At 57.7% G+C, this 20615-nt stretch carries 22 protein-coding genes; 9 read left to right on the top strand and 13 right to left on the bottom strand.

What is annotated here, in order from left to right; translation table 11 throughout:
• Window positions 1-40 precede the first annotated feature (40 nt).
• Genes RYZ27_RS14710 through RYZ27_RS14695 form a run of 4 tightly spaced genes read right to left on the bottom strand, consistent with a single transcriptional unit; the run spans window position 41 to window position 3519 of the window.
• Window positions 41-736 carry a DUF3299 domain-containing protein gene (locus RYZ27_RS14710; protein WP_406680282.1) on the bottom strand — a complete coding sequence of 232 codons (696 nt, stop codon included), beginning with the start codon at window positions 734-736 and terminating at the stop codon, window positions 41-43.
• Window positions 737-778: 42 nt separating this feature from the next.
• Window positions 779-2047, bottom strand: coding sequence for an ABC transporter permease (locus RYZ27_RS14705; RefSeq protein ID WP_406680281.1), 1269 nt, complete (start codon window positions 2045-2047; stop codon window positions 779-781).
• Window positions 2047-2751 (bottom strand): ABC transporter ATP-binding protein, encoded by a 705-nt coding sequence (locus tag RYZ27_RS14700; RefSeq protein ID WP_406680280.1) that lies wholly within the window; start codon window positions 2749-2751, stop codon window positions 2047-2049. Before RYZ27_RS14700 ends, RYZ27_RS14705 begins: the two co-directional genes overlap by 1 nt.
• An 18-nt stretch (window positions 2752-2769) precedes the next feature.
• Window positions 2770-3519, bottom strand: coding sequence for a DUF2796 domain-containing protein (locus RYZ27_RS14695; RefSeq protein ID WP_406680279.1), 750 nt, complete (start codon window positions 3517-3519; stop codon window positions 2770-2772).
• 155 nt (window positions 3520-3674) lie between these two features.
• Here RYZ27_RS14695 and RYZ27_RS14690 point away from each other — a divergent pair, with 155 nt between their 5' ends.
• The 3 genes from RYZ27_RS14690 to RYZ27_RS14680 are packed head-to-tail and all read left to right on the top strand — an operon-like array spanning window position 3675 to window position 6166.
• Window positions 3675-4487 carry a ZIP family metal transporter gene (locus RYZ27_RS14690; RefSeq protein WP_406680278.1) on the top strand — a complete coding sequence of 271 codons (813 nt, stop codon included), beginning with the start codon at window positions 3675-3677 and terminating at the stop codon, window positions 4485-4487.
• Complete coding sequence (locus RYZ27_RS14685; RefSeq protein ID WP_406680277.1) at window positions 4471-5268, top strand: HupE/UreJ family protein; 798 nt, start codon at window positions 4471-4473, stop codon at window positions 5266-5268. Before RYZ27_RS14690 ends, RYZ27_RS14685 begins: the two co-directional genes overlap by 17 nt.
• Before the next feature lie 31 nt (window positions 5269-5299).
• Window positions 5300-6166 (top strand): hypothetical protein, encoded by an 867-nt coding sequence (locus RYZ27_RS14680; RefSeq protein ID WP_406680276.1) that lies wholly within the window; start codon window positions 5300-5302, stop codon window positions 6164-6166.
• On the opposite strand, the gene RYZ27_RS14675 is transcribed toward RYZ27_RS14680, so the two are convergent.
• The 4 genes from RYZ27_RS14675 to ykgO all read right to left on the bottom strand — a co-directional run bounded on the left by RYZ27_RS14675 (window position 6117) and on the right by ykgO (window position 8435).
• Window positions 6117-7088, bottom strand: coding sequence for an alpha/beta fold hydrolase (locus tag RYZ27_RS14675; protein ID WP_406680275.1), 972 nt, complete (start codon window positions 7086-7088; stop codon window positions 6117-6119). The genes RYZ27_RS14680 and RYZ27_RS14675 overlap by 50 nt on opposite strands.
• A gap of 17 nt (window positions 7089-7105) precedes the next feature.
• Complete coding sequence (locus tag RYZ27_RS14670; protein ID WP_406680274.1) at window positions 7106-7636, bottom strand: tetratricopeptide repeat protein; 531 nt, start codon at window positions 7634-7636, stop codon at window positions 7106-7108.
• Window positions 7637-7676: 40 nt separating this feature from the next.
• A complete protein-coding gene (locus RYZ27_RS14665) occupies window positions 7677-8210 on the bottom strand; it encodes an HAD-IA family hydrolase (RefSeq protein WP_406680273.1) in 534 nt (177 codons plus the stop codon).
• Between the two features lie 99 nt (window positions 8211-8309).
• A complete protein-coding gene (ykgO, locus tag RYZ27_RS14660) occupies window positions 8310-8435 on the bottom strand; it encodes a type B 50S ribosomal protein L36 (protein ID WP_083332675.1) in 126 nt (41 codons plus the stop codon).
• A gap of 108 nt (window positions 8436-8543) precedes the next feature.
• On the opposite strand from ykgO, the gene RYZ27_RS14655 reads away from it, so the two are divergent.
• Window positions 8544-9908 (top strand): lytic murein transglycosylase, encoded by a 1365-nt coding sequence (locus tag RYZ27_RS14655; protein WP_406680272.1) that lies wholly within the window; start codon window positions 8544-8546, stop codon window positions 9906-9908.
• Here the strand turns inward: RYZ27_RS14655 and RYZ27_RS14650 are convergent.
• Together RYZ27_RS14650 and RYZ27_RS14645 are read right to left on the bottom strand one after the other, a co-directional pair.
• Window positions 9905-11176, bottom strand: coding sequence for an MFS transporter (locus RYZ27_RS14650; protein ID WP_406680271.1), 1272 nt, complete (start codon window positions 11174-11176; stop codon window positions 9905-9907). The genes RYZ27_RS14655 and RYZ27_RS14650 overlap by 4 nt on opposite strands.
• 43 nt (window positions 11177-11219) lie before the next feature.
• Window positions 11220-11696, bottom strand: a complete 477-nt coding sequence (locus RYZ27_RS14645) for a hypothetical protein (RefSeq protein WP_406680270.1) — start codon at window positions 11694-11696, stop codon at window positions 11220-11222.
• A gap of 294 nt (window positions 11697-11990) precedes the next feature.
• Here RYZ27_RS14645 and RYZ27_RS14640 point away from each other — a divergent pair, with 294 nt between their 5' ends.
• From RYZ27_RS14640 to RYZ27_RS14630, 3 genes are all read left to right on the top strand, one after another.
• Complete coding sequence (locus RYZ27_RS14640; RefSeq protein WP_406680269.1) at window positions 11991-12866, top strand: motility-associated protein; 876 nt, start codon at window positions 11991-11993, stop codon at window positions 12864-12866.
• A gap of 86 nt (window positions 12867-12952) precedes the next feature.
• Window positions 12953-13483: a hypothetical protein gene (locus tag RYZ27_RS14635; protein WP_406680268.1), complete on the top strand. Its 531-nt coding sequence runs from the start codon at window positions 12953-12955 to the stop codon at window positions 13481-13483.
• A gap of 25 nt (window positions 13484-13508) precedes the next feature.
• A complete protein-coding gene (locus tag RYZ27_RS14630; RefSeq protein WP_406680267.1) occupies window positions 13509-15410 on the top strand; it encodes a cation:proton antiporter in 1902 nt (633 codons plus the stop codon).
• Here RYZ27_RS14630 and RYZ27_RS14625 read toward each other — a convergent pair.
• The 3 genes from RYZ27_RS14625 to acnA are packed head-to-tail and all read right to left on the bottom strand — an operon-like array spanning window position 15403 to window position 19260.
• Window positions 15403-15813, bottom strand: coding sequence for a hypothetical protein (locus RYZ27_RS14625; RefSeq protein ID WP_406680266.1), 411 nt, complete (start codon window positions 15811-15813; stop codon window positions 15403-15405). The two genes, RYZ27_RS14630 and RYZ27_RS14625, sit on opposite strands and share 8 nt — an antisense overlap.
• A 53-nt stretch (window positions 15814-15866) precedes the next feature.
• Window positions 15867-16514: a DUF1223 domain-containing protein gene (locus tag RYZ27_RS14620; RefSeq protein ID WP_406680265.1), complete on the bottom strand. Its 648-nt coding sequence runs from the start codon at window positions 16512-16514 to the stop codon at window positions 15867-15869.
• A 58-nt stretch (window positions 16515-16572) separates the two neighbouring features.
• Entirely contained in the window at window positions 16573-19260 is a 2688-nt protein-coding gene (acnA, locus tag RYZ27_RS14615; protein ID WP_406680264.1) for an aconitate hydratase AcnA, read from the bottom strand.
• A gap of 111 nt (window positions 19261-19371) precedes the next feature.
• Between acnA and ccmA the strand changes: the two genes are divergently transcribed.
• Both ccmA and RYZ27_RS14605 read left to right on the top strand, forming a co-directional pair.
• Window positions 19372-19947, top strand: a complete 576-nt coding sequence (gene ccmA / locus RYZ27_RS14610; protein ID WP_406680263.1) for a heme ABC exporter ATP-binding protein CcmA — start codon at window positions 19372-19374, stop codon at window positions 19945-19947.
• A complete protein-coding gene (locus tag RYZ27_RS14605; RefSeq protein ID WP_406680262.1) occupies window positions 19944-20606 on the top strand; it encodes a heme exporter protein CcmB in 663 nt (220 codons plus the stop codon). The genes ccmA and RYZ27_RS14605 overlap by 4 nt, the downstream gene beginning before the upstream one ends.
• Window positions 20607-20615: the final 9 nt, after the last annotated feature.

Genomic DNA, 20615 nt, shown 5'->3' with positions numbered 1-20615 from the left:
TTCTGCGAAGGGACAGATACGCACGGCCCTGTCAGCCTTGCTAGTATTCGTAAACCTCAACCGAATCCACTTTGATCGTGTAGGCCGCGTCGGCGAGTTCTGATTCCTGGGTCTGGGTATAGATCGTACCATTGATCCAGACCGCCTGAGCCAGGTCCCGCAATTTGATTGGCTCATCCGCCATCACAAAAATCGTCTGGTTCGGGGGCGGTGGCGGGGCGTGAATGCAAGCTCCATAATACGGGACGAGCAGAAACTCGCTGATCATCGCGTTTGAGCCATACTCGAATGGAACGGTGTAGCCCGGAATACGAATCTTGGTCTCGTTCAACTCTTTGACCGTGTTGAAGGTCCCGATCTGCACCATGGCATCGGCCGCCGACCCTTCTGCAATCGGGCTGGAATACAGCATCGCCATTTGCTGCTGATAAATTTGTGCAAGGCGCTCTTCCTCGCCCGGTGGCATCAGCTCCTCCCAGCCCAGTTCGCGATAGGCGCTCAGGTCGCGGCTAATCTCAGCCGCCCCGGCCGTAGCCAGACGATTGGACGCGGTTGAGCGGTTGGCGCGTGCCGGCTGCGGAATACGGTCACCGACCTGCGGCTGGGTACTTGTCTCAGCCGCGGCTGTTGATGCCGGGGCGGTCTGCGCCGCTGCAGGCGTATCGGTCTCGACGCCGCCACACGCGGCTACCGCGAACAGTCCGGCAAGGATAATTGGTCTCATCATTCTACTCATCTAGTCCCTTCATGGCGTCCCTGCCAGTCACAAAAGGTCATACTAGACCCGAACGGTCAAACCATCTGCCAGAGAACGCCTTAGCGCCGTTAGAGCTGGCATAATCCCCAGCAGGAAAGCTGCAAGCCCAACCACGCCAATTGTAATAGCATCGGTTAAGCCCGGCGCCGTGCCCATAAGGGCAATCCCATACTGCGCAGACAGAACCGGCGCGGCCGCAAAGATCAGCCCCTGAACCAGAACCACGCCAGCAATAGCCCCAATCAGGCCAAGGAAAACGGCCTCTGCCACCAGTAGGGTAAAAATATGCCCGGGCTTCGCGCCCGTCGCCCGCAGGATCGACATTTCCCGCCGCCGCTCATTCAGGCTGGAGAGAATACTGGTTAGAATTGAGACCAGCCCAACCGCCACAACAAAGGCCGAAATAGCGAGCAGGATACGTTCAACCGCACCCACAGTCTCCCATAGCTCGGACAAGGCCTGCCCCGGAATAATCGCCAATAAGGGTTCACTGCGATTGGTATTGATCGCGCGCCGAGTCCGCAGAATACTGCCGCGGCTTTTCAGGCCAATATAAGCCGCCGTCACGGTCTTCGGCGTTAGATCAAAGGTGCGGATCATCTCCTCAGAGATTGTATCAGCCAGCGGGTTACGTGCCCCGGTCTCCCAACCGACATGAATGGCCGTAATCCCTTCAACCGGAACATGGATGGTCCGATCAACCGGGGTTCCGGTTGGCGCGAGCACCCCAACGACACGGAAAGGGCGATTGTCATGATCGCTCAGGCCGCCCTGGCCCAAACCATGAGTCAGAACCAGCGGTGTACCCACACTGTAATTCAGTTCGCGTGCGACCTCCGCACCAATGACGGCATCGAAGACATCATCAAAGCGCTCCCCCTCGCGAAGCGTCAGGGATTGTTGTTTGCCATACTTATAGTGATCAAAATACGCTGTGCTGGTGCCCATGACACGATACCCGCGATGGCTATCACCCAGCGAGATTGGCACCGCCCATGCAATATCTTCGCGGGCCTGCAGGTCTTCAAACGCATCCCATGAAATCTCTGCGGTTGCATTGCCGATACGGAAAACGGAATAGAGCAACAGATTGATTTGGCCCGAAGGCGCACCGACAATCAGGTCGGTCCCTGAAATCGTATTGTCGAATCCAGCCCGCGCCGCCTTACGGGTCTTGTCGACGCCCAGGAACAGCGCCACGGAAAGGGCAATCGCCACAATGGTCAGGATCGCCGAGACCTTGCGATTCATCAGGCTGCGCCAAGCCAGAGACAGGATCGAAACCCCCATTACGCGACCTCCCTGTGCGCCGCATTCAACTCCATCAGATCAACCGCGCGATCAAAGAGCGGGGCAAGACCAGCATCATGGCTGACGAACAACATGGCCGCGCCACTATGACTGGCTTCTTCGCTGAGCAGTTCAATAAACCGATCGCGGGAATCCGCATCCAGCGCCGAGGTCGGCTCATCAGCAATAATCAGGCTTGGCCCGCCAATCAGAGCGCGGGCTGCAGCTACGCGTTGCTGCTGACCGACTGAGAGATCCGTCACCGGGCGCTTGAGCATCTCTTCGCCCTCAATCCCGAGCCGAGCCAGCAGGCGCCGGGCTTCAACCTCCGGACCACCAGCCTGTTTGGTCACGGCCAGTCGCCGTTTTGAGAACCGGCAAGGCAGCATGGCATTCTGCAATAGGGACAGATACGGGACGAGGTTGAACATCTGGAAAATCACACCAAGTTGGTCAGCCCGAATCTGGTCACGTTGATGACCTGACAAGCTAGGCAGGTCCTGCCCCGCAACCTTAAGGGTGCCATGCTGTGGCTCCAGAACCCCGGCAATCAAACCCAGCAAAGTCGACTTTCCCGAACCACTTGGCCCCCGCAGAAAGACCCGCTCCCCTGCGGTGACGGTAAACGCCTCGACATTCAGCAAAAGTGGTTGCCCTGGCCAAGCAAATCTCAGCCGGGCAATATCAATGACCGGATCGGTCACGCGCGCCTCCCCGGAAACCTAGTTCAACGACAGGCGAGCATCGCTCGCAGACAGGGTTTTAGCGGTTTGGTCGGCCCCGTTCAGGAAGACGACATCAACCGTCTCGAGCGCCGGATAGGCCGCAAAGACGTTCAAATCTACAGCGCTCAAGTCACCGGCGGAAGCGCACTCAAAGGCATAGTCGACCATGATTGAGCCATGGTCGCCGGAATGGCGGAACGATACGCCCTGAGATGTTGAAGCGCATCCGGCTTCATCATTCAGCGTGATCATGCTTGATGGCTGCATGAGGGCGGTATTGACCGCTTGCAGTTCTGCTTCCTGCTCAGGGGTTTTCGGCTCATGCTCGAAACTGGCAAAGCTGGCCAGCGGAGACTCGAAAGATACTGTCAGAGTTGCGCCATCCAGAACAATCGCCATTTCCCCGGCGCCGTGGACATGGGCCTCACCAACGCCGTGATCGTGGTCGTGATGATCATGAGAATCCTCGTCCGCATGGTCGTGATCATCCTTATGATCATGCTCGTCATGAGCCTCATCGGCATGGTCATGATCATCTTCAGCGTCCGTCGCGACTTCTGCGACCGATGCTGCCTCAGATTCAATAGGTTCGGACACGGACACATCTTCGGCTTCGCTTGCGACCTCAATCGGCGGCACATCCGCCTCGATAGTCTCTGCTGGTGCGTCTTCAGACGGGCTACAGGCAACAAGACCGGCCAGCGCAAAACCGCTGACAGCCAGAACAGTTGGAAAATTCAAACGCATCTTCTTGGATATCCTCTGAAAGGTTTGATCATGGCCTGATAAAAATAGGTCGCAATTTAGAAAATGCGACACTATAACATCGCCATATTGGTCGATGTTCGTTGTTGCATACCGTAAGCGACTTGGCCACTTGCATGACAGGAGCGCAATCAACCATGTGGTCAGCCATACAGGCCCCCCTTTTCTTTGGCTTGATTGCGGCTTTTGTTACGACAATTGGCCTGCTTGTGGTCGCCCTTCGGGGTGACTGGAGCGCGCGCTATGCGGGCCTGTTTGGCCTCGCGGCAGCGGGCATGTTGTGCACGATGACCTTCCTACACATCATGCCAAAAGCCTTTGCTCTTGCAGATACAGCGCCGATCTGGATCGCCACAGGGTTCTTTGGTGGTCTGGTGCTGAACTTTTCCATACGGGTCCTGTTTCCGGAGAAGCCGGATTCCACCATTCCGGCAGAGGCGATTACGCCTATCCTTGCCATCGCTGCACACTCCTTCATTGATGGCATTGTTTACTCTATTACATTTGCCGCTGACTTTGCCTCTGGCGTCTTCGCGGCTTTAGGACTGATCCTGCACGAATTCCCGGAAGGGGTTATCGCCTTTGCGATCCTCAGGCGTCACGGTGTCAGCAATCGCGGGGCATTCTTCTGGGCTTTCCTGGCAGCAGCGGCAACAACCCCGATGGGTGTTGTGGTCAGTGGCCCGTTCATGTTCAGCTTTGGGGAAGCCGTTCTGGGGCAGCTCTTTGCCTTCTCGGCTGGCCTCCTATTGTTTGTCGCGACCGGGCCTTTGATGGCCCCTTTGCGCGATACGCCCCCGGTGCGGGGTCTCAGCGCGCTGACCACCGGGGTCGCAATCGCCGTTACACTCATGCTGTTGCCGATTGCCGGACATGATCATAGTCATGCTGGCCATGTTCACGACACGCACAGCCCTGACTTCCGCCATGGCCATGACCACACCCATTAAACTGTGGGTCTGCGTTCTGGCGCTTGCGCTGGCAATTTTCGCTTTACAGTCAACACCCGCACAGGCCCATCCCGAGGATGAGTTCTGCACGATGGATGGCGGCATGGATCCAGCGCTGTGCCGCGCTTTGCAGGAGATGGATCGCTCCGCCACACCCCGCAGCGGGGAAAGCCGCTTTACCACAACCCAGACCATCGACTTTGACCGCCCGCTGCATGAAACGTTCGGGCTATACATCAAGATCGGGGTGCAACACATCTTGCCAACCGGGCTTGATCATATCCTGTTCGTGCTCGCCCTGTTCTTTACGGCGGCCGGCTGGCGCGCGCTGCTGATCCAGATTTCGGCCTTCACCGTCGCCCATACGCTCACCCTGATGATGGCGGCGACCGGAGTGATATCGCCCCCCGCCAGCATCGTCGAACCGCTGATCGCGCTAACCATTGCCCTCGTCGCGTTTGAAAATGTCCTGTTTAAGGACATGCAGCGCTGGCGCCCCTTGGTTGTAATCATCTTTGGCCTGATCCACGGCATGGGCTTTGCCGGGTTCTTTGGCTCTCTGGGCCTGCCTGAAGGCCAGTTCTGGAGCGCGCTTGTGGGCTTTAATGTCGGGGTCGAGATTGGCCAATTGACGGTCGTTGGTGCCGCTGCCCTGCTGCTTTGGCCCATATCGCGGCAGCTGAGCCATATGAGCTATCGTAGAATGATCGCCATTCCGGCCTGCATATTGATTGGCTTGATTGGCGCGTTCTGGACGTTTGAGCGGGTCTTTCTCGGCTAAATCAGGCACATGCTTTGCAAGCCCGCAAAGGATGAGCTTTAATCTTTCATTAATCAAAACACTTGGTCGCTGGGCTTTGGCCGTTCTGACCTCGATTATCACGACCTTTATCGGCCTCTACGGGGATCCGTTTGCAGTTGGCCAAGAAGTCGATTGCGGTTTGCAGGATGTCGCCGCCTGGCAGACACAATTGACCCAACCCAGCGAAGAAGCGAGCCCAGCCTATGTTCTGCGGGTAACGGAGGGCTTTCTCAACGCTTGCCCGGGCCGCCCCGAAACCCGGGAAGCGCGCAGAATCGCCGCGATGGCTGCTGTTGATCTGGATGATGCAGATCGCGCGCTAAGCCATTTTGGGGAGGCCCTACCCCTGCCCACCTTACAGGCCCAGTTCTACTATGCCGCCACCCTGCTGGCTGCAGGCGAGCATGATGAGGCCTGGGCAGTTCGGGACGACATGATTGAAAGCTGGAGCCGCAAGGTCAAACGCAATCGCGCTGTCACGCTGGACAAAGCCACGGTGCCTGGGGGGCGCGTCTATCGCCTCACCTATCAGGCCGGTGAACATGATGGCGACTTCCGTATGGCCTTTGTCGCCGTCCCGCATGATGGAGGTTGGCCCGCAACTGTAACCCTGGGGGCAGATCGGCAGATAACAGCCTTTCATCGCCTACGCGCCGGCCCTGAGGCAAAACCGCTGCGCCACATTGATCTTTATCGCTGTCGCGGGCGGCGCCTGCTGGCTCGCACGGACAAAGCACTCTCTCTTGAGGAGACAAGGCTGGCTGCTGAAACCAGCCTGACGGCCTATCTGGCAAACCCGGATACTGAATTTGGGGCAGACGGCACGATTAGCCCGTGTCTCTGGCCTGAGCGGCTGCTTCCAGGTCCGCCGCGCTAACTGGCTCACCAGCCGCCAGACGCGCAATCGCGTCTGCGACTTCAGCGCCATAAGCATGATGGGGCATGTGCCCGCCATTTGGCAGGCGGACCATTTGCAAGCCATCAATCTGATGCTTCAGCTTGCCAACATGCAAAGGCGGACTGATCACGGTGTCCAGCGCACCTGAAAAGACCACGACCGGAACTTTGATCTGCGGGTAGCGTTCCTGTTGGGCCGCCATTTCGCTGCGCAGCGCATTTACGTCCTCAGCATTTGCCCGGAACACAGGTGGGCGGAATAACAGGCCAATCGCTGAGCTTTCATAATAGCCGTCCGGTGCAGGCTTTGGCGAGAAGACGCTATCGACGCCGCTTTTCACCTGCGCAGGTCCCATAACCGGGACGAGCTGTGAGAAGACCGGCCCCAGCAGAGGCGAGCCCGCATAGCGATTGTACCAGGCTTCCCCGCCACCGCCCCAGTCATGGCTTACCGGAGCCAGCAGGACCAGCGCCTTGACCTTTTCAGGATGATCCAGCGCAATCCGCAATGCCACCGCCCCGCCAAAAGAGTGACCAACGATCACCGCCTTCTCGCCCGGGGCCAAGGCCTCCAGTGCGCCCGCGATCAGGCCCGCCTGTACGCCGAGGCTTTCGCCATCCTCCGGACGGTCCGAATAGCCATGGCCCGGGCGGTCCGCCATCAGGATACGGTGTTCATCCGACAAGCGTGGCGCGAGCGTGTAGCTATATTCATAGGCATTTGCCGAGGCACCATGGATCATCATCACAACTGGGCCAGCCTGCCCTGCCGTCATCACATGAACATCCGGGCCATCGACATCGACCATCTGTCCGGTTGGCGGGTATTTCGCCTCCACCCGGTTGGTATAGACCACACTATGGACACAGGCCGTCAGCACACCCCCCGTGAGCAAGGTCATGAACAGAATCAGCATTCTCAAACAGGTCGCCCTTCAAGCTCTTTATTCAAACGCGCCACAGCCGACCGAGCACGCGGGAAAAGCGGATAGATTGTTAAGGCTTTCTCATAAGCCTCAAGGGCTTCTTCTTTCGCGCCCAGCGTCTCGAGCACCGCGCCAAGGCCGCCCCAGGCCCCGAAATGGCGAGGCTCAAGCTTTAGCGCTTCATTCACATCCCGCAGGGCTTCGGCATAATTCTCACGCGCTAGAAAGACCGTCGCGCGTCGGTTCCACGCTTCGGCATAGCCCGGCTGGATCGCGATCACGCGGTCATAGAGCGTATGGGCAAGCTCAAGATCGCCTCGGGCCTGTGCATTAACCGCGCGCTGCATCACCAGATCAGCCGCATCAGAGCCACTTTCCATCCAGGCCGCCCAGATATCCATGGCCGTGGCATTGGCTTCATCCTCATTTTCAGTAGTCCGCAAATCCTCAAACATCTGGTCTGATGGCCCAAAGTCAGGGCTGGAGACCATGAGGAGGCCGGCAAAAGCGAGCGTTTTGAACATATTTATGAGTATGGCGTCTCAAACGCGTTCGACAAGAGGACTAGAGCAAGCCTTGCAGCTTGAGCGCCTGCTCAAGGTCTTTCGCCCCGGTAAAGTGGTGTGCCTGCAAGCCCATCTCCCGCGCGGCCAGCACATTTTTCTCGCTATCATCGATAAAGAAAACATCGCCCGGATCAGGATTACCCATACGTTCCAGCACGATTTCATAGATACGTGGATCCGGCTTCACGACCTTCTCCACGCCAGACACGACAATGTCGCGCAAAATTCTCATCATCGGAAAGCGGTCAAAGGTCGCCTGAGCGACTTCCGCTGGCATATTGGTCAGGCCATAGAGGGGCACCTGTCGCTCTTCCAGCCGCGCCATGATTTCCGGTGTCCCACTTACATAGCCATCAAACATGTCAAACCACCGCGTCTTCCATGCACGGATATGGGTTTCATATTGTGGGTATTGGGCAATCAGGGAGTTGGCATTGTCATCCATCGTAACACCGCGGTCATGATGGGTGTGCCAGTCCATATTGCAGACATCGCGGCAGAACCATTCGGCTTCTGCGTCTGTCTCAAACATTTGCCTATATAGCAAAAGTGGCCGCCATTCGACGACCACATTCCCAAGGTCAAAAAGAACGATTTGGGCGCTCATAAGGTCGCCCCGTTCATCAAGCAGTTAACCCTGCTTTGCTTTAAAGCGTGGGTCAGTCTTGTTGATGACATAGGTCCGGCCACGGCGGCGCACGACCTTGCAGTCACGATGGCGCGACTTGAGTGCTTTGATCGAGGATTTCACTTTCATGGCTTTTGCCCAGACGTTATTACTGTTTTCACGAAAGCGCGGGACATACACAGGCGACCTCACAGAGTCAACAATTTCACGGCAGGTTTGCTGCAAAGGGAACGAAACATGACGGATTATACTTTTGGTTTTGCCGGATCTGGTTTTGCAAGACTTGGCCTCGGTCTCGTTAGTGCCGCTGCGTTTCTGGCCGCTTGCGCCGCGACCCCGCAAGAGGCTGGCCCCGTTGGCACGCCGCCAATAACGCCAAGTGATCCAGACATTGAGCCGCAGCCGACCATTCCCTCCATGCCGCCTTTCAGCTCCAGCGGAAATGCCAGCATGGATAGCTGGCGCGATGATTTTGCCGCGCGCGCCGTCTCGACTGGGCGAGACCCGATCGTCGTCTATGAAACCCTGGCAAGCATCCGCCCACTCGATCTTTATCTCAGTGAGGAGGCCAGCATTGCAAAGACAGGGATTGCCGATCAGGCGGAGTTTGCCAAGCCGATCTGGGATTATGTTGGCTCCGCCGTCACAACCAGCCGGAAGACCCGTGGCGCAGAAAAACTCGCCAACCTCACCGCGACCTTTGATCGGATTGAAGCCACACATGGCGTTGACCGTGAAGCCCTGACCGCCATCTGGGCGATGGAAACCAATCTTGGTTCATATATCGGCTCATTTGATGCCCCTAACACGCTGGCCAACATGGCGGTTGAAGGCCGCCGTAAGAGTTTCGCCGAGCGCGAGCTCACCGCCCTGATGAAATTGCAGGAGCAGGGTGAAGTCAGCCGTGACCAACTCATCTCTGGCTGGGCAGGCGCAATGGGCCAGACCCAGTTCATGCCGTCAACTTTCCTTGCCTATGCTGTCGATGGCGACGGCGATGGCCGCAAAGACCTTTGGAATAGTGAAGCCGATGCGCTGATGTCCGCGGCGAATTATCTGAGCGTTTCAGGCTATCAGAAAGACATGCCTTGGGGCATCGAAGTGATCGCGCCTTCAGGCTTTGACTGGGCCTTTGCCGATGGACAAGACCGCCGGATGAGCACTTGGCTCAGCAAGGGGCTCTCACCAATCCAGGGTGGCGGCTTTGGCGTGGATGAAGGTACCTTTGCAGAGCTTTGGCTGCCGAGCGGCGCGACCGGGCCGAAATATCTCTTGTTCAAGAATTTCGACGTGTTCAAAACCTATAACCGCTCAGACAGTTATGCCTTCTCCGTCGGCCTGCTCTCAAATGGGGTAACCGGACAGCATGGCCCGCTCACGCCATGGCCAACACAGCTTGAATTGCTCAGCAATCGCGATGTCATGGTCCTGCAGGATACCCTGAATCGCCTTGGCTTTGATGCCGGACCCGTTGATGGCATTGCCGGACGCGGCACGAAAGGCGCGCTGCGGCGTTTCCAGTCCGCTAATGGTATCAGCCCTGCCGATGGTTTCCCAACCCAGCAGGCGCTGTCACAAGTGGTTGCGGCGGCTTCGGGTTAGTCTGCTTCCCCAACCCCTGGCTTGATCGCAAAATAGGCAAACCCGGCCATTGCAATCAGCAAGCCCACGCAGAGCCAGAAGGGCAGGCTGGGATCGACAAACTCATACAGGAAGAGGCCAAAGAGCGGCGTGACGATATAGCCTGCCCCATTGGCTGAAATCACCAGTCCGGCAACATTGCCCTGCAATTGCGGGGAGACGGCCAGAGAGGCCCCGCTGGAAAAGCCCGGACGCGTGAGCCCCTGCCCGATGCCGAGGAAGAATTGCGCCAGTATGAGCGTCGCAAAATCCTGTGCCGGGATCAGGATCAGCGCCCCCATCAAAAGCGGGATACAACCAACAATCATCAAGGTTCGATTGCGCAGTTTCAGCTTGGGGATCAGCACCAGCTGCGAGGTCATCACCGCCATCGCGCCGACCATAAAGGCTGGCCCTGTATATTGCGCCGCGCGCGCCGGTTCATCCGGCGGAATGCCGAGCTTATCCATCACAGCAAATACGAAGACCTGCGTCAGGATACCGGTAACGAGTGACAGGCTGACCGCATAGGCAAGGAACGGCAACACATTGGCAGAGCGCCATAAGCCTATCGCGCCGGGAATGGGCGCAATCTTACCGCCATCCTCGCGTGGTTCCCGGTTTTCCGGCAGAAATTTCCAGAGCAGGATCGACATCGTCGCCGCCAGAGCTGAAGTGATCAGCATTGGGCTGAGCAAGCCGAAATTGGCCACAAGAACAGCCGCAAAAGCTGGCCCGATAATTGTACCCAGACTAAAACCGGATGTGACAAAAGCGATTTCTGACTGACGCTCATCCGGATCGGTCCGGTCAGCCACATAGGCCTGCGCGGCTGGACTTGAGCCTGAGCCAACAAGACCGAAGACGGTGCGCGAGAGCGCAAAACAGGCAAAAATCGCAAACGCCCCAACCAGAACCTCTGACAAGGCCGCCCAAGCAGCGATCAACAATAGCAGCATCGATACCGCATATCCGGCTAATCCTGCCGAGGCGACGCGGCGACGGCCCCAACTATTGGACCGCTTGCCCCAGAACGGGGACGATAGAGACCAGCAGAGTGCAGACAGAGAGAAGATCGCCCCGGCCATCCAATCGGGCAGGCCAAGCGTTCGCGTCAAAGGCGGGATCACCGCCGCGATCAGCATTGTATTGCCCGCGCCAATCGCCATCAGGGAGAAAAAGAGTAAGAAAAAAGCCCCCCTGCGGTTCGGCTGGGGAGCTTTTTCAGAAGTCGAGGTCTCTTTACTCATGCCGCGTCAATCGACGCGTATGGGCAAAAAAGCAAGCAAATTTCTATCCTGTCGCGGTCGGGTAGCACGCTCCATCATATGGGGTCAGCGCCGCATCCATCATCGAGCGGTTGGAATAATCGATACACGCCTTGCCATAATCGCGCACAGCCTGGGTCGCCTGATCCTGAGCCCAGGAATGCGCGCAAGCCGCCTGATCGGGTACTTTACTGTCAGCCGGCGCGCCCGGCCGGCGATAGGAATTGATCAATTGCGTAATGCATTGGCCATAAGCTGCCACATCGGTGCGAAACGCTTCACGCGCCGCTTCATGCGTTTGACGTTCGGCTTCAGAAGAAATCGTTAGATTGGCAAAATCCGGGGTCTGCAAAGTGCCACAAGCCTCCGTCGCGACAGTAATCCCTTGTTGGGTCGCATCAGGGGCACACACACGGTAGCCATCGGCAGCCGCCAGGCCTTGCGCATGGCCGCCGCCCGCTATAACCCCACTCAGCGCAAGGGCGACAATTGTCTTTTTCATCGGATACTCCTCGAATTCCTTCGCATAAACACAATACTGAAACCGATTTAACGGGGTGTTAGGCCCCTTTAATCACCGGCTGCGTCGTCCTTCCTACCCTCTGGATGCCTTTTAGCTGGCCTCTCTGGCAGACCTGCTTTCTATCATCGTGATTGTCCGCCCACAATGTCGAGGCGCAGGATTCCCCAGTGGCGGGAAGGCGTATTAAGAATTTCTCATCCTGCGCGTGCAATGCTTCTTAAAGGCTCTTTGTGCCAAGAAGAGCCAAGACTTAAAGAGCGAAAGCGTTCGAGAATGCTACAACTTGCCGGGCTTGTCCTTGTTATCGCGATTATCGCTGGGGCGCTGTTTGTCAGCGGCGGACAGGCGATCTTGTCAGCCCTGCCGTTTGAACTGGCCCTGATTGGCGGGGCCGCAGTCGCCACCCTTATGATCGGTAACGCGCCAAAGGTGGCCAAAGCGGCTGTTCTCGGCATGGGGCGGGCGATGCGGGGGGCAAAATGGTCCCGACGCGATTATCAAAGCCTGTTGGTCACCCTGCATGAACTCTCTCGTCGTGCCCGTCGCGGCGGTGTTGTGGCGATTGAGCAGGACATTGAGGCCCCGGACGATTCTGCGCTGTTTCAGCAAAACCCTGCGCTTTTGAATGACCCTGAAGCCACAAATCTGATCTGTGATGGCTTCCGTATGATGGCGATGGACCCGGCGGCGCAATCCCGCTTGCGGGTGCAACTGGAAGAACAGGTCGCCAGCATGGTGGAAGAACGCCAACGCGCCGCCAATGCGCTACACACGCTGGCTGATGCCCTGCCCGCCCTTGGCATCGTCGCCGCCGTGCTCGGCATCATCAAAACGATGGGCTTTATCGACTCAGAACCGGCCATTCTTGGGGATATGATTGCAGCGGCCCTGCTCGGCACATTCCTCGGCGTCTTCCTCGCCTATGGCATCGTTGGCCCAATCGCCGCGCGTCTGACCCAGATAATCGAGGAAGAAGCCCTCTACCTCGATGCGATCCGCGATGTCCTCTCTGGGCATGCCGAAGGACTTGCACCACGGGTGAGCCTTGAGCTTGCACGCAATCGCCTGCCCCATCACTTGCGTCCTGTCATTGGCGAGCTTGATACCTCTCTCTCAGAGGCCCGCTTTGCCGCGCGCAGAGCGGCTTGATTGCAAGGATTCGCATAAGAGCGCTGGTCTCTGATCCTTGCCTGCCCTAACTTATAGAGGAATTGGACAGCACCGGAGGCTTAGGCATGTCCCGCTTTGAAGACCTGATCAAAAAAGTCGACCATTATCAGGCGCTGGCCGCTGAAAACTATGATCGTGTCCGCCGTCTGGCTGAAGAGCTGCGCGAGGGCCTGTGTGCCTATATTGGCTCTTATGATGGGGTTTGTGTCCGTCTTGTCCCGCCTGCAGGCGCCTTCGAAGCCAAGGATTATGGCGACAAGGCCTTCTCCGTTCCGCCCAAAGGCTTCCGCCCCCTAGGCCCAATCATGTTTGGTCTGGCCGTGCGCGTCTCCAAAGGCACAGACTGGATGCGCGTCACGATGGAGTGCCAGAAAATTGGCGACACTTTCATCGCTCGGATTGCAGGCGGCGCGGACTATGAATTGTCGATCCCGCTTAAGGATAATGACCCCGAACCGTTTTATGATCATATCTATGATCACGTGATCGACTGGTTCGGCACACAAATTGAACGCTATGAAGCCGGGGATTACGGGCGACGGGAAATTGGCTTTGACTTTTCACGCGATGATGCGCGAGATGAGGTGATGGCCTGATTCAGGTCGCCATAGCGGGCTCAGCATGGATCTTGGAATACTCTTGGCGGGCGGCGCCGGTGGGGATGTGATTGTCGCGTGTGCCTTGATCGGCACACTCGGTCTCGGCGCTCAATGGCTCGCCTGGCGTCTGCAGGCCCCCGCCATTGTTCTGATGTCCCTGGCCGGACTGGCTGTTGGCCCGCTCTGGTCGGTGCTTTTCGGGGACCCTCTCCTCAATCCATCAGAATCCTTTGGCGATGTATTCCGCCCGATTGTCTCACTCGCCGTGGCAGTCATTCTGTTCGAAGGTGGGCTGGTTCTGAAGTTTGAAAACCTGCGCGAGGCCGGCAAGCCGGTGCGAAGGATGATCTTCGTTGGTGGCCCTCTCGCCTGGGTTCTGGGTACATTCGCAGCCCGCTATGCGGCTGGCCTCGATTGGGCGAGCGCTGTTGTATTTGCCGGGGTTATGGTGGTGACCGGGCCGACCGTCATCATGCCGCTTTTGCGCCAGTCAAAGCTGGGCGGACGTCCTGCACAATTCCTGAAATGGGAAGGCATCGTCAACGACCCGATCGGCGCGCTGTTTGCCGTTGCCGCGTTCGAAATTGTCCGCGTCGCGTCGCAAGGCGATAACACGGTTGCCGCCGCTGCCTGGATCATCTTCGCCGCCGTGGAAGGGATCATTCTGGGGATCATTTTCGGCTGGATCATGATCCGTGCCTTCCGCAATGGCTGGGCCCCGGAATATCTCAAAGCCCCGCTGATCCTTGGTTCGATCATTCTCTGCTATGCGCTGGCTGAACTGGTCGAGCGCGAGATTGGCCTGGTTGCGGTCACCGCCTACGGCATGATGCTCGGCAATTCCAAACTGGCGGGCCTGACTGAGCTGCGCAAGTTCAAAGAAGACATTGCGGTTCTGCTTGTCTCCGGCGTCTTCGTCATGTTGACCGCAGACCTGACCCCACAAATCATCGGCTCAGCGATCAATATGAACACGTTGTTGTTCCTGATCTGCATGTTGTTCATCGTGCGCCCGCTTTCTGTCTGGATTTCCACGGCAGGAACGCTGGAGCGCAATGAAGCGCTGTTGCTGGGCTGGATTGCCCCGCGCGGGATTGTCGCTGTGGCCGTGTCGGGCCTGTTTGGTTCGCTGTTGATCGATCTCGATCGTGTCGGCCGATTTGACTTTGAAGGCGCTGACCAGATTGCACCCCTCGCCTTTGCCATGGTGTTCACCACGGTCGTTCTGCATGGTTTCACGATTGGGCCACTGGCCCGCGCGCTCGGTCTCGCGCGTCGTGAACGCCCCGGCGTCCTGATTGTCGGGGCCAATGCGTGGAGCCTGGAATTCACCAAAGCGTTACAGGCCAGCAAGGTGGATGTGATTATTGCGGACAGTTCTTACCGCCGCCTGCGCCCGGCCCGCGAGGCAGGCCTCGATGTTTTCCTTGGCGAGGTGCTCTCCGAAGATGCCGAGATCAAGCTCGACCATGCCCGCTTCTCAGCCGTTGCAGCCCTCTCCACCAATGACAGCTACAACTCGCTCGTTTGCAGCCATTTTGCCCCGGAACTTGGCCGCCATATGGTTCATCAACTCTCATTGAGTGAAGCCGAGGAAAGCGATGAGAAAGTTGCCAGCCTGAACGCTCGTGGCCGCACGCTGATCCGCAGAGGCCGGACCTATGATGGGCTTGTCCGCGACCAGTATCGCGGCTGGACATTCTCGCGCACTGGCCTGACCGACAAATATACGCTGGAGCAATTCCGCGAAGATCGCCCGCAAGCCGATATCGTCGCTGAAATCCGCCCGGATGGCTCGCTGGTCCTGATTGGTCCAAACCGCGAAGCCCGCGGCGGTGATGGCACGACCCTGATCAGCTTTGCGCCAGAGGTCTCACAAGCACCAGACGCGGCCCCTGAAATGGGCGGCCTGGCGCTTAGCTAGTCTGATAAACGCCCCACAGGGTCGCCTGTGTCGAGCCACTTAGATACATCGGCCCGAACAGCATGGCCGTGATCACAACCAGGCCAGCCATGGTTTGCACGCGCCGACTAATCCCGGCACTGATCATGCCCATCAGAAAGCTCAGATAAGCGATGCGCGGGGCAAAAAGACTGGAGATCGACAAAGGCTCATCCATCGTCTCCGGATCAAGCCCAAACCCAAACGGCACGATCTGATGCCCCATCCCATCGCTGATCAGCAGCAAGAGCGCCGCCATCGCCACACCGATCCGCAACGCTGGCTGAGTTTTTGGCAGGCTTAGAATAGCCGCGACACCCGCCAGCAGCCCAACCAAAGCCGCCGCCAGAATGACAATTGTGGGATCTGCAGTGCCAGCGTCCATCCCGGTGGCATAACGCAAAACGGTTTCAGGAGGTTTGCAGCACTTGTTTCAATTTATGTCTCTGGCTGCCAGAACGCGGCAATCTCTCCGGTCTCGGGCGATTGCAGCAAGATCACACAATAGCGGATACAGGCATGTGGGGCGTCCGCCATACTATCCAGCACACGCATCGACATCACCGGATTGACCATGTCTGTATCGTGCGCCTCAGGGCTGGCATAATGTACCTCAACCAGGTGATATGCGCCTTCCGCCTCGCCAGACACAGAGATACGCCCAGCCGCCTCACTAAGCAGCAGAGGGTGTGTCGGAGCCTTAGATAGTTTCTCGATATTCTTCACAACCTGCCGTTTGCGCGGGCCGGGGCATTCCTTGACGCCATTATATATGCTTTGCGGGGTGTAGGGCGCGCGCAGGCCCATCTGCTCGGCATAGCTCGCCTGACGCTCCTTCGATTCTGGCATCGCCATCGGGTCTGGCTCTCCCAGATAATCCCAATAATCGACAATCCAGGTCAGGATCAGAACATCATCCCGGCTCGCTTCAACCTCTCGCATTGTCTTGTGGGCCTGCGGACAGGCCGCGCAATTCTGATTGGCGAACAGTTCCACCAGAACCGGCTTTGACTCTTCTGTTTCCGCAAAAACAGCAGGCGCAGACAGGGTAAGTAGAGATACAAAAAGGGCGAGGAAACGGATCATGCGCGATACATAACCCTTTCCCCGCCCTTTTGGGACTCACGAGTTCGTTAGAACTGTTTTATGCGGCGTCGTTCGCAAGGTTGCGCAGCACATAGTGCAGGATGCCGCCATTGCGATAATAGTCGAGCTCATTGTCAGTATCGATCCGCACAACCGTGTTCGCCGTGATCGATGTATTGTCCGCGCGGACGATTTTCACTTCGACTTTCTGACGTGGCTTGATGTCGTTGATACCCTCAATCGTGACCTGCTCGTCGCCTTTCAGGCCGAGGCTTTCCCAGCTTGTGCCCTCTTCAAACTCAAGCGGCAGGACGCCCATACCGATCAGGTTAGAGCGGTGAATACGCTCGAACGATCCGGCGATCACGGCTTTAACGCCAAGCAGGATCGTCCCCTTCGCAGCCCAGTCGCGCGATGAGCCGTTACCATAGAGATGTCCGGCAAACACAACGAGCGGGACATTCTGCTCCTGATACCGCATCGCGGCATCATAGATGGCCATCTGGTCACCCGATGGGTGATGCACAGTAACACCGCCCTCAACACCCGGAACCATCTGGTTCTTGATGCGAATATTCGCGAACGTGCCGCGCATCATGACTTCATGGTTCCCACGGCGCGAGCCGTAAGAGTTAAAGTCGACGACATTGACCTGATTGCTTTGCAGATACTCACCTGCAGGGCTGGAGGCCTTGATCGAACCGGCCGGAGAAATGTGGTCGGTTGTGATCGAGTCGCCAAACAGCGCCAGAACACGCGCATGGTGCACATCAGATGGTGCTTCCGGGCTAAGGCCCATACCTTCAAAGTAAGGCGGGTTCTGAACATAGGTGGACCCCATTGGCCAGCCATAGGTCTGACCACCGGAGACTTCGATCCCCTGCCAGTGCTCATCGCCCTTGAAGACGTCTGAATAGCGGTCTGAGAACATTTGTGGCGTCACGCACTCCGCCATGATCTCGGCGATCTCATGGCTGCTTGGCCAGATATCCTTCAGGTAGACGTCGTTGCCATCCTTGTCCTGACCCAATGGCTCAGTCGTGATGTTGGTGCGCAGAGTGCCAGCAATCGCATAGGCGACCACGAGCGGCGGCGAGGCGAGATAGTTCGCCTTGATATCCGGGCCAATCCGGCCTTCGAAGTTACGGTTTCCAGAGAGCACAGAACACGACACCAGGTCGCCATCGGCAATCGCTTGAGCGAGATCTGGATCAAGTGGACCCGAGTTGCCGATACAAGTCGTACAGCCATATCCAACCAGGTTGAAGCCCAACGCATTGAGGTCATCTGTCAGGTTCGCTTTATCGAGATAGTCGGTCACAACCTGTGATCCCGGAGCCAGCGATGTCTTGACCCAAGGCTTGCGATTCAGGCCAAGTGCAGCAGCCTTACGCGCCACCAGACCCGCTGCAATCAGCACGCTTGGATTAGACGTATTGGTACAAGAGGTAATCGCCGCGATGAATACATCGCCATGTGTAACGGTATAGTCTTCGCCGTTAACGGCGATAGGCTCAGCCGCGTCAGCTGCTTTGCCAAATTCCTTGACCATCGCTTCGGCAAACTTGGTGTCAGCCTCTGAGAGCAGCACCTGGTCCTGCGGGCGTTTCGGACCGGAAATGCTTGGCACAACAGTCGAAAGATCGAGCTCAATCGTGTTGGTGAAGACCGGCTCAGCCATCTCTGGACCCCAATAGCCCTGGGCTTTGGCATAAGCTTCAACCAGCTCAAGACGGTCCGCATCACGGCCTGTATTCTGCAGATAACGCAATGTGTCGCCATCGACAGGGAAGAAGGCACAGGTTGAGCCAAACTCTGGCGACATGTTTGAAAGCGTCGCCTGATCTTCCAGTGTCAGGTTAGCCAGGCCAGGGCCGAAGAACTCGGTGAATTTCCCAACCACACCGAAATCGCGCATCATTTTCGTCACGGTCAGGACAAGGTCCGTCGCCGTTGCGCCTTCTGGCAGCTTACCCGTCAGTTTGAAGCCGATGACTTCCGGGATCAGCATGGAAACAGGCTGACCAAGCATCGCGGCTTCGGCCTCAATCCCGCCAACACCCCAACCGAGCACGGACAGGCCGTTAATCATGGTTGTGTGAGAGTCTGTACCAACACAAGTGTCCGGATAAGCGACGGTTTCGCCATTCTCTTCCTTGGTCCAGACCGTCTGGCCAAGATATTCAAGGTTCACCTGGTGACAGATACCTGTGCCGGGCGGGACAACGCGGAAATTCTTGAACGCGGTTGAGCCCCAGCGCAGGAACTCATAGCGCTCCTGATTGCGCTGATATTCGATCTCAACATTTTTCTTGAAGCTGTCCGGACCAGCAAAACTGTCAACCATGACAGAGTGGTCAATGACCAGATCAACCGGAACCTGCGGGTTGATCGCCTCGGCGTTTGCGCCGAGCTTTTGCGCGGCATCGCGCATCGCAGCAAGGTCAACCACAGCCGGAACACCGGTAAAGTCCTGCATCAGTACGCGGGCCGGGCGATAGGCGATCTCGTGAGTGACCTTCCCGCCATTGTCGATCCAGGTCTTGAAGGCCTCGATATCAGCCTTGGTCACGCTGGTACCGTCTTCATTGCGCAGCATGTTTTCCAGCAGCACTTTCAGGGATGCCGGCAGTTTGGAGACATCACCGAGGCCATTTTCGGCTGCGGCATCGAGGGAGTAGTAAGTGTAATCCTTACCGTTTACGGTAAGCGTCTTGCGGGCCTTGAAACTGTCGAGGGAAGGCATGGGTATTCGGACCTCTCTGCTGCATATGTATGGGTTTTGCCCGCTTCCTATACCGGGTAAGGGGGAAGCGCAATCGCACGGGTATGCGGCTTTTGGACGAGAGGCAGTGGTTTGAGCGGGGATAAGCTGATTATTGGCGACGCTTTGGGCGCTGTCCGCGGTGAGCGTATCCTGTTCCGCGACCTCTCAATAGAGGTGCAGGGCGGGGAAGCGGTCTTCCTGCGCGGCAAGAATGGCACGGGAAAAACCACGCTATTACGCCAGCTTGCGGGCCTCAGCGAACCCCAGTCCGGCAAGGTCACACGCACCTGCCGTCATCACTGGATTGGCCATACCAATGGCCTGAAACCCCATGAAACCCCGCGCAGTCATTTACAGCATTGGGCCAAGGTCTGGGGCAGTGATGCCGATATTGAAGCTATCCTTGCCAAAATGGCGATGACCCGGCCCGCTGATGTGCCCACCCGTATGCTGTCCGCCGGGCAGAAGCGCCGCACCGCGCTTGGGCGACTGCTGCTGTCTGATCGCAAAGTCTGGCTCCTGGACGAGCCATTCAACGCGCTTGATACAGATGGACAGGCTCTGCTTGCCGATATGGTAACCTCTCACCGCAGAGCAGGCGGTGCCGTCATCGCCGCCCTGCATGGCTCCGCCCCGATTGAGGCAAGTCGGGAGGTGGTGCTGTGAGCAGCGCCGCCCCCCTCTCTTCAGCCTTCCGGCAGGCTTTCTCAGAAGCTTGGGCGAGTGGGGCTGGTGCCTTGCTGCCGCTCGGTTTTTTTGCAGGCACAGCCGTACTTGTGCCTTTCACGCTTGGCTCAGAGACTGAAATTCTCGCCCGGATTGGCCCCGGCATCTTGTGGCTCGCGCTCGCACTTGCGTCTTTCGTAACGCTGGAGCGGGTGTTTCAAGCCGATCTTCAGGACGGCGCGCTGGACCTCTGGGTTCAGGAAGAGGCTTCGATTTCCCTGATCGCGCTCTCCAAAGCGCTCGCGCATTGGCTGGTTTCTGGCTTACCACTGGTTTTGCTGTCCCCGCTCCTTGGCTTGATGCTGGAAGTACCCGCCAACCAGACACTCCCGGCCATGATTGCTTACGGCCTTGGCGGGCTGACCTTTTTCCTCTGGGGCGGGGTCGCCGCAGCGCTTTCGGCGAGTGTCGCCCGCGGAGGTTTACTTATAGCGCTCATCGCGCTGCCCTTCTATTTGCCGACCGTGATTTTTGGAACGCTCGCTCTTCAGGACGGTTTAGACAGTACGCCGGGCCTCTTGCTCGCCGCCTCTGGCCTGTTTGCCCTGGGTGTCGCACCCGCTGCGATGGGCGCGGCTTTACGCTTGGCGGCGGACTAACAGCAGGGT

The organism is Hyphomonas sp. FCG-A18, from assembly GCF_045287255.1.
Lineage (GTDB): Bacteria > Pseudomonadota > Alphaproteobacteria > Caulobacterales > Hyphomonadaceae > Henriciella.
The sequence above is the reverse complement of the archived record's forward strand: the minus strand, read 5'-3'. Positions and strand labels throughout refer to the sequence as shown.